Here is a 10037-nt window from a genome sequence, read left to right on the forward strand (position 1 = left end):
ACCGACTTTTTTCCGTTCCACTTCGCGGGCATCGCGCGTCACGAAACCGGCTTGCGACAGGCCCGGCTTGAGCGTGGCGTCGTAGTCGATCAGGGCGCGGGTGATGCCGTGGCGCACGGCGCCGGCTTGACCGGATTCGCCACCACCGTGCACGTTGACCTGGATGTCGAACGTCTCGGCGTGGTTGGTCAGCAGCAGGGGCTGCTTGGCGATCATGATGGAGGTTTCACGGCCGAAGTAGGCCTGAATGTCCTTGCCATTGACCGTGATGTGGCCGCTGCCTTTTTTCAGGAAAACGCGGGCGACGCTCGATTTGCGACGGCCGGTTCCATTGTTCCATTCACCAATCATCTCAAGGCTCCTTTAGAGTTCCAGCACTTGCGGCTGTTGGGCGGTGTGCGGGTGCTCTGCACCGCCGTACACCTTGAGCTTCTTGATCATGGCGTAGCCGAGCGGACCCTTGGGCAGCATGCCCTTGACGGCCTTCTCGAGCGCGCGGCCTGGGTGCTTGGCCTGCATGTCGCGGAAGTTGGTGCCATAGATACCGCCGGGGTAACCCGAGTGGCGGTAGTAGACCTTGTCGAGGGCTTTGTTGCCCGTGACGCGGATCTTGGCTGCGTTGATGATGACGATGAAGTCACCGGTATCGACGTGAGGCGTGTAAATGGCCTTGTGTTTGCCGCGCAAACGGAGAGCAACTTCACTGGCTACTCGTCCGAGGACCTTGTCGGTCGCGTCAATCACAAACCACTCGTGCGTCACGTCAGCGGGTTTTGCGCTGAACGTTTTGGTCATGAGTTTTCTCTTGAAGAGGTGGTTTGGCGGCTCTTTTCCACGGTCGGTCGTTCTCTGACGGAACGCTCTTAGGTGGGTTTTGGATACTTCGCCGCGGAGCCAGCAGTTCGCTGCGAAGCCCTCGATTGTACGAAATTACCGCCCTGCATGGCAAATCGATCGCGCCCGGGGGTCTGGTGATGTGGCCAAACGGCTACCATCCGTGCATGTTCAGCTATCGCCATGCCTTCCACGCCGGCAACCACGCCGACGTGCTCAAGCACACCACCCTCATCGCCACGCTGCGTCACCTGATGCAGAAAGAGGCCGGCATCACCCTGGTCGACACCCACGCCGGTGCCGGTCTGTACCGCCTGGATGGCGACTACACCGAGACCGGGGGCGAGGCCAAGGACGGTGTGGTCAAGCTGATGGCGGCCCTTCGCGCCGCCGACCAGCCACCGGCCAAGGACGTGTCGCCCGCGATCGACGACTACCTGGACATCATCGCGGGCTTCAACCCCTCCGGCGCGTTGCGCGTCTACCCCGGCTCGCCCTTCGTGATGCAGCAGCTCATGCGGACCGAATCGCGCGACCGGCTCAAGCTGTTTGAACTGCACCCCACCGACAGCAAGACACTGGCCGCCAACATCGCCCAACTCGACGCCGGGCGGCAGATCGCGGTGGCGCGCGAAGACGGTTTTGAGGGCCTGCGCCCCCTGCTGCCCCCACCACCGTCGGCCACGGGCTCCAAACGCGCCGTGGTGCTGATCGACCCGAGCTACGAGATCAAGAGCGATTATGGAAAAGTGAGCGCCTGCATACAAGAAGCCATCAAACGGTTTCCGACCGGCACCTACCTGGTCTGGTACCCGGTGATTCCGCGACCCGAGGCCCACGATTTGCCGCGCCGGCTCAAGACGCTGGCCAATCAAGCGCAGAAGCCCTGGCTCAACGCCTCGCTGGCCATCGGCCAGGACCCGACCCACGGTCCTGAAGACCGGCCCGGGCTGACCGCCAGCGGCATGTTCGTGATCAACCCGCCCCACACGCTCAAGGCCGTGTTGCAGGCAGCCCTGCCTCAGTTGCTGGCTCACCTCGGCCGCGGCCGCGGCAAGTCACAAACCCTGGAATCGGGCGGCTGAAGCTCGATCACTGCGGACGGCCCAGCGCCATGGTCCAGTAACGACCATAGGTACTGCCCGCCTGCTGCACACAACTCACGCCCACCTCCCGGAACTCGGGTCGCATGATGTTCGCGCAATGGCCCGGGCTGGCCAGCCAACTGCCCATCACCGTCGACACGGCGGGTTGCCCCGCGGCGATGTTCTCCCCCACCCAGGACCATGCGTAGCCTTCGTCGGCAACGCGCTGTGCCGGGTTGCGACCATCCAGACCGATGTGGGAAAAGTAGTTTCTGGTCGCCATGTCGCGCGAATGTCGCGCAGCGGCGGAAAACAGGCGGTCGTTCCAGGTCAGGGGCCCGGTGGCCGCCATCGCGGCGCTGCCGCAGGTGCGGGCCACCGAGCGCGCCGCATTGATCTGTTGCAGAAGGTCGATGCGGAATTCCGGCAGACCGCAGCTGGTGCTGGCATCCAGCGCAATGAGTCCGGCACCGCTACCGGTGGCACCCGAAGATCCTGAAACGGTGGTGGGCGTGGTGCCGATCACGCCATCCGGGACAGGCGGGTCATCGCCACCGCCGCCACCGCAAGCCAGCAACAACGCACACAACACAAGCACCACCGGCACACGGCCAGCGGACGACGAGGACTCCAGATGGGAAAGCGCAGTGGTGACAGCAGAGTTCATGCGAGCGACTGTAGGTGAGGCGCCGCAACCTCCGGTAAGCGCTTGTATCGGTGCGGTGCGGAGACACGATGAATCTGCGTCGGAAAAATTAGCCGACCGCTCGGTCGGCTAATTGGATATACTGCGATCCACGCGCCGGCCCGTGGCGCAGGAGACGCGCATGTACACCCAGTCGTTCAACGTTCCGGATGCCGACGCCAAAGCCGGCAACCCGCTCAAGTCGGTGCCGCACGACGCCGCCCTGCAGGCGCACTTTGACGCCGTGATCGACGCCGACGGCAAGATCGAGCCGCGCGACTGGATGCCCGATGCGTACCGCAAGACGCTGGTGCGCCAGATCAGCCAGCACGCGCACAGCGAGATCGTGGGCATGCTGCCCGAAGGCAACTGGATTTCGCGCGCGCCCAGTCTCAAGCGCAAGACCATCCTGGTGGCCAAAGTGCAGGACGAAGGTGGCCATGGCCTGTATCTCTACAGCGCGGCCGAAACCCTGGGCACCAGCCGCGACCAGATGTTCGACGCGCTGCACTCGGGCAAGGCCAAGTACAGCTCGATCTTCAACTACCCCACCCTGACCTGGGCCGACGTCGGCGTGGTCGGCTGGCTGGTGGACGGCGCGGCGATCATGAACCAGATACCGCTGTGCCGCTGCAGCTTCGGCCCGTATGCGCGCGCGATGATCCGCGTCTGCAAGGAAGAGAGCTTCCACCAGCGCCAGGGCTTCGAGTCGCTGATGACCATGATGCAGGGCACGGCCGAGCAGAAGGCCATGGTGCAGGACGCGGTGAACCGCTGGTGGTGGAAGTGCCTGGCCATGTTCGGCCCGCCCGACGCCGACAGCCCCAACAGCGTGCAGGGCATGCGCTGGGGCATCAAGCGCATCAGCAACGACGACCTGCGCCAGAAGTTCATCGACGCCACCGTGCCGCAAGCCGAGGTCTTGGGTGTGACGCTGCCCGATCCCGAACTCAAATGGAACGCCGAACGCGGCCACCACGACCACGGCCAGATCGACTGGGACGAGTTCTGGGCCGTGGTCAATGGCGACGGCCCCTGCAACAAGGAACGCCTGGCCACACGCGTGAAGGCCTGGAACGACGGCGCCTGGGTGCGCGAGGCGGCTCTGGCCCACGCGGCCAAACAACAGGCACGAGCCATGAAGGAGGCCGCATGAACTCTCCGGCACTCAAGGAATGGCCGCTCTGGGAAGTCTTCGTGCGCAGCAAGCAGGGCCTGGAGCACAAGCACTGCGGCAGCCTGCACGCCAGCGACGCGCCCCACGCGCTGCAGATGGCGCGCGACGTCTACACGCGCCGGCAGGAAGGCGTGAGCATCTGGGTCGTGCCGTCCAACAGCATCACGGCCAGCGAGCCCGACAGCAAGGACAGCTTCTTCGACCCGGCAGCCGACAAGGTGTACCGCCACCCGACCTTCTACGAGATCCCCGACAAAGTGGGGCACATGTGATGGTCTCTGCCCCCACCCATGCACCCGTGAATTACCTGCTGCACCTCGCCGACAACGCCTTGGTGCTCGGCCAGCGCAACGCCGAGTGGTGCGGCCATGGGCCCGTGCTGGAAGAAGACCTGGCCCTGGCCAACAACAGCCTCGATCTGCTCGGCCAGGCCCGCATGCTCTACCAGCACGCCGCCGCGCTCATCAACGACGATGCCGACCTCACGCAGCGCTTTCAACACCTGCAGGGCGCACGCACCGACGGTCGCGTGACCGAGGACACGCTGGCCTATTTCCGCGACACCGCCGAGTTCCGCAACCTCACGCTGCTGGAGTTGCCGCACAGCGGGCCGCTGGCCAGCACGGCCTCGGGCGACCGCGACTACGCCACCACCATCACCCGCAACTTCCTCTACAGCGCGCTCATGGTGCTGGTGTGGGACAAGCTGCAGACCTCGGCCGATGCGCACCTGGCCGCCATCGCCGCCAAGTCGTTGAAAGAGGTGCGCTACCACCTGCGCCACGCCAGCGACTGGCTGGTGCGCTTCGGCGACGGCACCGACGAATCGCACGCGCGCGCGCAAGCCGCGCTCAACCACCTGCTGCCCTACTGCCAGGAGTTCTGGATCGGCAGCGAGGCCGAAACGCAGGCGGCGAACAGCGGCACGGGCGTCGATGTGGCCGGCCTCAAAGCCGACTGGGACGCGTTGGTGGACGACACCGTGAACGAGGCCACGCTCACGCGCCCGGCTGTGCAAGGCTACGTGCCGCAGGGCAAGCTGGGTGTGCATTCGGAACACATGGGTTTCCTGCTCGCGGAGATGCAGAGCTTGGCGCGCGCGCATCCGCAAGCCGTCTGGTGAGCAGCGCCATGACTGTGGCCGCCGTTCACGACCACGCCGATATCTGGGCCGCGCTCGCCGACCTGAGCGACCCCGAAATTCCGGTGGTCAGCCTGAGCGAACTGGGCATCCTGCGCGCGGTGCGATGGGGCGCCGACGGCACACCCGAGGTGGTGATCACGCCCACCTACAGTGGCTGTCCGGCCATGGGCCAGATCGAGGACGATGTGCGCGCCGCCTTGGCAAAGGCCGGCATCGGCGCGCGCGTGGTCACGCAACTCGCACCGGCCTGGACGACCGACTGGATGAGCGAGGTCGCGCGCGAGAAGCTGCGCGCCTATGGCATCGCGCCGCCACAGTGCGGCAGCAGCGCCAACGCAGGGACCAACGCGCTGAAGTTTTCGCGCCAGGCCCTGCAGCGCGTGGACGTGCCCTGCCCTCAATGCGGATCCATCCACACCACCGAGACCTCTCCATTCGGCTCGACAGCATGCAAGTCGATGTACCGCTGCCTGGATTGCTTTGAGCCCTTCGACTACTTCAAACCCTATTGATGCCATGAGCACCGCACCCCGCTTCCACGAGTTGCCCATCGCCCGCATCAGCCCCGAGGCCGCTGGCGCGGTGGCCATCACCTTGAGCATCCCGCCCGAGCAGCACGCTGCGTTTGCGTTCGAGCCTGGCCAGTTCCTCACCGTGCGCGCCACCATTGGCGGGCAGGACGTGCGACGGAGTTACTCCATCAGCAGCCCACGCAGCCTGCTCACGCAACGCGGTGAGCTCACGCTGGGCATCCGGCCGGTGGACGGCGGCGTGTTTTCCAACTGGGCCGCCAGCGAGCTGAAGGCCGGCGACACACTGAAGGTGATGCCGCCGGACGGCCGCTTCACCGTGCACAAGCCTCGCGCGCTGCACCGTGTGGGCTTTGCAGCGGGTTCGGGCATCACGCCCATCCTCTCGCTCATGGCCAGCACGCTCGAAGAATCGCCGCAGGCCAAGTTCACCCTGGTTTATGGCAACCGCCGCATGGACAGCGTGATGTTCAACGAAGCGCTGCAGGACCTCAAGGACCGCTACGCCGGGCGTCTCACACTGATCCACATCCTCTCGCGGCAGGCGCAAGAGGTGCCGCTGCTCGAAGGCCGCATCGACGGCGACAAGGTGCGCGCGCTCATCGCCACGCTGCTGCCGGTGGCCAGCATGGACGAGGTGTTCATCTGCGGGCCCGAGGCCATGATTGAAGCGACCGAGAAAGCCTTGCTCGAAGCGGGCGTTCGGTCCGATCGCGTGCACACCGAGCGTTTCACCTCGCCCACGCTCGAAGCCCTGACGGCCGAAGCGCGCAGGGCCGTGGTGCTCGGCCATGCCGATGCGGCCGTGCGCACCGAGGGCGACGTGGCGCTCACCGTGCTGCTCGACGGCAAGCCACACGAACTGCGCATGAACCGCGACGAGCGCGTGCTCGACGTGGCACTCAATGCCGGGCTCGACCTGCCCTGGTCGTGCCGGGGGGGCGTGTGCTGCACCTGCCGCGCCAAGGTGGTGGAGGGCTCGGTGGCAATGGAGAAGAACTACACGCTGGAGCCCTGGGAAACCGACAAGGGTTTCGTGCTGAGCTGCCAGGCGCGCCCCACGAGCGAACGCCTGGTGATCAGCTACGACGAGCGCTGAAGCGCCGCGTCAGAAGCGCCAGCCCAGACCCACACCGACCAGCACTGGATCGACCTTGAAGGTGCCGATATTGTTGCCGCCAGCGATCACGTCGGTCTTGATGTAGACCTTCTTCACGTCCACGTTCAGGTACAGGTTTTTGGACAGCGGGAAGTCCACACCCGCCTGGAAGGCCAGACCCACGCTGTTGCGCTTGAGGTCGGCACCGCCGCCAAGCAGATCCACCGAACTGAAGCGCGTGTAGTTCAGACCAGCACCCACGTAGGGCTTGATGCCGCTGCTGTGGTTGAAGTGGTACTGCAGCGTCAGCGTGGGCGGCAGGTGCTTCAAGGTCCCGATCTGCGCGGCGCCGGCGTACACGCGCTGCTTCTGCGGCACGGTCAACACCAGCTCGGCGGCCAGGTTGGGGCTGAAGAAATAGGTGAAGTCGACTTCGGGCAGCGTCTTGTCGTTGATCGACAGGTTCAGGCCGGTGCTGTCCTTGTTGGCGCTGTCCAGGTGAACAGCGCGAGCACGCACCAGCAGCGAGCCCGCGGTGAAGTCTTGCGCAATGGCCGCGCCCGATGCCAGCAGCACGAGGGAGGCGAGCGCCACGGAGGTCTTTTTCATGTTTTTTCAGTGATCGAACCGGGAACATTCCCGAGTTCGATTACAGAAGACCTTGATCTGCGAAATATTGCGCTGCGTCAATATGGGCCCATGGGCGCCCAGTCGCATCGCTGACCTTTGACCAGGATCAAAAGCTCAGTCGCGCAGCAACACGATGGGCGCCACACCCAGCGGGATGAGGCCGATCCGCTCGGCCGCCGCGCGGCTCAAATCGATGACGCGGCCCCGCACGTGGGGACCACGGTCGTTGATGCGCACCGCCACCTCCTGACCCGTGACTTGATTGCGCACCCGCACGAGCGTGCCGAAGGGCAGGGTCTTGTGGGCGGCGGTGAGCTCGTTCATGTTGAAGATCTCGCCGCTGGCGGTGCGCCTCCCGTGAAAGGGCTCGCCGTACCAGGAAGCCTGGCCGCGCTCGATCTCGCGAGCCTCCGGCGCCACTGAGGGCTCTTCCCCCTCGGGCATGGGCGGCACCTGCGTCGCACAACCGCCCAGCCACAACACGGTGGCCAGCGCGAGCGTGAACGCGGGCTTGAAGCTCATGACAATTGCAGCCGCTTCGCGATTTCCAGCGTGGCCACACTCTGGTTCATGGTGTAGAAGTGCAGCGCCGGCACGCCACCGTTGCGCAGCTGGTCGCACAGGTCGGTCACCACATCCAGGCCAAAGGCCTTGATCGACGCCGTGTCATCGCCGAAAGCCTGCAGCCGCAGGCGGATCCAGCGCGGGATCTCGGCGCCACTCGCATCCGAGAAGCGCATCAGCTGGGTGGAGCTGGTGATGGGCATGATGCCGGGCACCACCGGCACATCGGCGCCCAGCTTGAAGGCGTCATCCACGAAGCGAAAGTAGGCGTCGCTGTTGTAGAAATACTGGGTGATGGCCGAGTGCGCGCCCGCGCGCACCTTGGTCGCGTAGGCCTGCAGGTCGGACTCGGGCGACTTCGCCTGCGGGTGCACCTCGGGATACGCCGCCACCTCGATGTGGAAGTCGTCGCCGGTTTCGCTACGAATGAAGGACACCAGGTCGCTGGCGTAGTGGAACTCGCCGCCTGCGCCGTAGCCGCTGGGCAGGTCACCGCGCAAGGCCACCAGGCGCTTCACGCCCATGGCCTTGAGCGTGGCGAGCTGCTCCCGCACCGATGCCCGGGTGGCACCGATGCACGAAAAATGCGAGGCCGCGGGCACCGACTCGGCGAGGATGTCGCGCACCGTGTTGAAGGTGCCTTCCTGCGTGGAACCGCCGGCACCGTAGGTGACCGAGCAGAACTCGGGCTTCAATCCATAGAGCTGCTGGCGCACCGCGCGCAGCTTGTCCACGCCCTCGGGCGTCTTGGGCGGAAAAAATTCAAGACTCACGGGCAGGCCCATGGGGTTCTCCAGAAATGTGCGGGTTCGACACCGCCAGCGGCCTCAGGCCGGGTGGCGGGCGAACACCAGAAATTCGCGGTTGCCGTCACCCCCGGTGATCGGACTCTCGAAGTAATCCAGCAGCTCCAGGCCGCTGTCCTTGACCACCTGCTCGATGCGCTCGCGCACCAACGGGTAGCTGGCCTCGCTCTTGACCAGGCCGCCCTTGCCGATGTGCTCGGGCTGCAGCTCGAACTGCGGCTTGACCAGCATGAGCACATGCCCGCCCGCCTTGAGCAGCGGCACGAGCGCTGGCCACACCAGCGTCTGCGAGATGAACGACAGGTCGCCCACGATGAGGTCGAACGGTGGTGGTCCGCCCGCAGCCTGCAGCGCATCGGCCGACAGGTCGCGAGCGTTGCATTTCTCGATGCAGACCACGCGCGCATCGCCGCGCAGCCGCGGATGCAGCTGGCCCTGGCCCACGTCCACACCCACCACTTGAAGCGCGCCGCGCTGCAGCAGGCAGTCGGTGAAACCACCACTGCTCTGGCCCACATCGAGGCAGCGCAGGCCGCGCACGTCGAGTGCCACGCGTTGCAGGGCGCCGTCGAGCTTGAGGCCGCCGCGCGAGACGAACCTCGTCTCGGCGTTGTCCACCGCCTGCAGTTCCACCGTCTCGCGCAGCTCTTCGCCGTTCTTCGAGACGGTTTTCCAGTCGCCCGGCAGCAGCCGCCAGCGCACGCCCGACGCAATCAGGCGCTGGGCTTGCGACTTGGAAGCCGCCAGCCCACGTTCAACAAGAAGCTGATCGGCTCTCATCAACAATGTCCATGCCACGAACGCCAACCCGCCATCCAGAGATGCCGCGGATCCGGCTCCGCCGGTCCACAGGCATCGCCCCCTTGAGGGGGTCGCGCAAAGCGCGGCGGGGGTGCGTTCAATAGCGATACGTGTCGGGCTTGTACGGGCCCTGCTTGGGCACGCCGATGTAGGCCGCCTGTTCGTCGGTCAGCTCGGTCAGCATCGCGCCGACCTTCTTCAGATGCAGGCGCGCGACCTTCTCGTCCAGGTGCTTGGGCAGCACGTAGACCTTGCCGATGTCGTAGCTGTCGGGGTGCGAGAACAGTTCGATCTGCGCGATGGTCTGGTTGGCGAACGAACTCGACATCACGAAGCTGGGGTGCCCGGTGCCGCAGCCCAGGTTCACCAGGCGGCCCTTGGCCAGCATGATGATCTTCTTGCCATCGGGGAAGGTCACGTGGTCGACCTGGGGCTTGATCTCGTCCCAGTTGTACTTCTCGATCGAGGCGATGTCGATCTCGTTGTCGAAGTGGCCGATGTTGCACACGATGGCCTGGTCCTTCATCGCGGCCATGTGGTCGTGCGTGATGATGGACTTGTTGCCGGTGGTGGTCACGAAGATGTCGGCCTTGTCGGCGGCGTACTCCATGGTCACGACCTTGTAGCCTTCCATCGCGGCCTGCAGGGCGTTGATGGGGTCGATCTCGGTCACCCACACCTG

14 protein-coding genes are annotated in these 10037 nt (G+C 65.4%); 6 read left to right on the forward strand and 8 right to left on the reverse strand.

All coding sequences use genetic code 11. The features are described from left to right. Together rpsI and rplM are read right to left on the reverse strand one after the other, a co-directional pair. A partial coding sequence (rpsI, locus tag V6M63_RS24360; RefSeq protein ID WP_332746154.1) for a 30S ribosomal protein S9 occupies positions 1–351 on the reverse strand: 351 nt, incomplete at its 3' end. A gap of 12 nt (positions 352–363) precedes the next feature. Next, positions 364–795, reverse strand: a complete 432-nt coding sequence (rplM, locus tag V6M63_RS24365; RefSeq protein ID WP_056267763.1) for a 50S ribosomal protein L13 — start codon at positions 793–795, stop codon at positions 364–366. 206 nt (positions 796–1001) lie between these two features. Here rplM and V6M63_RS24370 point away from each other — a divergent pair, with 206 nt between their 5' ends. Further along, positions 1002–1919: a 23S rRNA (adenine(2030)-N(6))-methyltransferase RlmJ gene (locus V6M63_RS24370; protein ID WP_332746157.1), complete on the forward strand. Its 918-nt coding sequence runs from the start codon at positions 1002–1004 to the stop codon at positions 1917–1919. A 7-nt stretch (positions 1920–1926) separates the two neighbouring features. Here the strand turns inward: V6M63_RS24370 and V6M63_RS24375 are convergent, their stop codons facing one another. Further along, on the reverse strand, positions 1927–2586 hold the full coding sequence (locus tag V6M63_RS24375) for a CAP domain-containing protein (protein ID WP_332746159.1): 660 nt from the start codon (positions 2584–2586) through the stop codon (positions 1927–1929). A 160-nt stretch (positions 2587–2746) separates the two neighbouring features. Here V6M63_RS24375 and paaA point away from each other — a divergent pair, with 160 nt between their 5' ends. From paaA to V6M63_RS24400, 5 genes are read left to right on the forward strand one after another with little or no spacing between them, the layout of a single operon-like run. Further along, on the forward strand, positions 2747–3760 hold the full coding sequence (gene paaA / locus V6M63_RS24380) for a 1,2-phenylacetyl-CoA epoxidase subunit PaaA (RefSeq protein WP_332746161.1): 1014 nt from the start codon (positions 2747–2749) through the stop codon (positions 3758–3760). Further along, on the forward strand, positions 3757–4053 hold the full coding sequence (gene paaB, locus V6M63_RS24385) for a 1,2-phenylacetyl-CoA epoxidase subunit PaaB (RefSeq protein ID WP_332746163.1): 297 nt from the start codon (positions 3757–3759) through the stop codon (positions 4051–4053). The genes paaA and paaB overlap by 4 nt, the downstream gene beginning before the upstream one ends. Further along, positions 4053–4904 carry a 1,2-phenylacetyl-CoA epoxidase subunit PaaC gene (paaC, locus tag V6M63_RS24390; RefSeq protein WP_332746165.1) on the forward strand — a complete coding sequence of 284 codons (852 nt, stop codon included), beginning with the start codon at positions 4053–4055 and terminating at the stop codon, positions 4902–4904. The genes paaB and paaC overlap by 1 nt, the downstream gene beginning before the upstream one ends. Before the next feature lie 8 nt (positions 4905–4912). After that, entirely contained in the window at positions 4913–5437 is a 525-nt protein-coding gene (gene paaD, locus V6M63_RS24395; RefSeq protein ID WP_332746167.1) for a 1,2-phenylacetyl-CoA epoxidase subunit PaaD, read from the forward strand. Between the two features lie 4 nt (positions 5438–5441). Then, entirely contained in the window at positions 5442–6554 is a 1113-nt protein-coding gene (locus tag V6M63_RS24400; RefSeq protein ID WP_332746169.1) for a 2Fe-2S iron-sulfur cluster-binding protein, read from the forward strand. Positions 6555–6563: 9 nt separating this feature from the next. Here the strand turns inward: V6M63_RS24400 and V6M63_RS24405 are convergent, their stop codons facing one another. The 5 genes from V6M63_RS24405 to V6M63_RS24425 all read right to left on the reverse strand — a co-directional run. After that, the gene (locus V6M63_RS24405; RefSeq protein WP_332746171.1) at positions 6564–7163 is read right to left on the reverse strand and encodes an OmpW/AlkL family protein; all 600 of its coding nucleotides are present in this window, start codon (positions 7161–7163) and stop codon (positions 6564–6566) included. A 135-nt stretch (positions 7164–7298) separates the two neighbouring features. After that, positions 7299–7706 (reverse strand): septal ring lytic transglycosylase RlpA family protein, encoded by a 408-nt coding sequence (locus tag V6M63_RS24410; RefSeq protein WP_442909648.1) that lies wholly within the window; start codon positions 7704–7706, stop codon positions 7299–7301. Continuing rightward, positions 7703–8533, reverse strand: a complete 831-nt coding sequence (gene metF / locus V6M63_RS24415) for a methylenetetrahydrofolate reductase [NAD(P)H] (protein ID WP_056267727.1) — start codon at positions 8531–8533, stop codon at positions 7703–7705. Before metF ends, V6M63_RS24410 begins: the two co-directional genes overlap by 4 nt. 42 nt (positions 8534–8575) lie before the next feature. Then, on the reverse strand, positions 8576–9334 hold the full coding sequence (locus tag V6M63_RS24420; RefSeq protein ID WP_332746173.1) for a TlyA family RNA methyltransferase: 759 nt from the start codon (positions 9332–9334) through the stop codon (positions 8576–8578). A gap of 118 nt (positions 9335–9452) precedes the next feature. Beyond that, a partial coding sequence (locus tag V6M63_RS24425) for an adenosylhomocysteinase (protein ID WP_332746174.1) occupies positions 9453–10037 on the reverse strand: 585 nt, incomplete at its 5' end.

The organism is Hydrogenophaga sp. (assembly GCF_036675665.1).
In the GTDB taxonomy this organism is placed as follows: domain Bacteria; phylum Pseudomonadota; class Gammaproteobacteria; order Burkholderiales; family Burkholderiaceae_C; genus Hydrogenophaga.